At 72.8% G+C, this 606-nt stretch carries 1 pseudogene; it reads left to right on the top strand.

Annotated elements, in window-relative coordinates:
• Positions 1-606, top strand: a pseudogene (locus tag ETD85_RS66615) (transposase); the annotation flags it as partial.

Here is a 606-nt window from a genome sequence, read left to right as displayed (position 1 = left end):
CAGGGCACGGACCGGGCTGCCGTGGCGGGACCTGCCCGAACGGTTCGGCTCCTGGATCACGGTCTACAAACGGCACCGCCGCTGGTCGGCCGATGGCACCTGGCAGATGCTACTGACCGCGATCCAGGCCGAGCAGGACGCCGAGGGACGGGTGGACTGGGACATCGCCGTGGACTCCACCACCGTCCGGGCGCACCAGCACGCCGCCGGCGCCCCCCGCAGCTCGCCCCCGCCACCCGTGCCAGGGCGGCAAAAAGGGGACGCTGCCAGGACAAACCGGGGCGATCCGGTGCTGGCCGCGCTAGCAGCCCGGCTGGCGGAGGTGGTCAGACTGGGGAGTTCCTAGGCCGCTCCCGCGGCGGCTTCACCACCAAGATCCACCTGTCGGCGGACGGCCGCTGCCGGATGCTGTCGCTGGTCCTGACGCCAGGGCCAGTACGGCGACAGTCCGCAGTTCCGGCGAGTGCTGGGCACCATCCGCATCCCCCGGCTCGGGCCGGGACGTCCCCGCACCCGGCCCGACAGCCTGACCGCGGACAAGGCCTACTCCTCCCGCGCCAACCGCGCCTACCTGCGCCGCCGTAAGATCCGCCACACCATCCCCGA

Origin of the sequence: Nonomuraea zeae (assembly GCF_005889725.1) — a bacterium.
Taxonomy (GTDB): Bacteria; Actinomycetota; Actinomycetes; order Streptosporangiales; family Streptosporangiaceae; genus Nonomuraea; species Nonomuraea zeae.
Note: the sequence above shows the minus strand (reverse complement) of the source record. Positions and strands in the feature narration are given on the sequence as shown.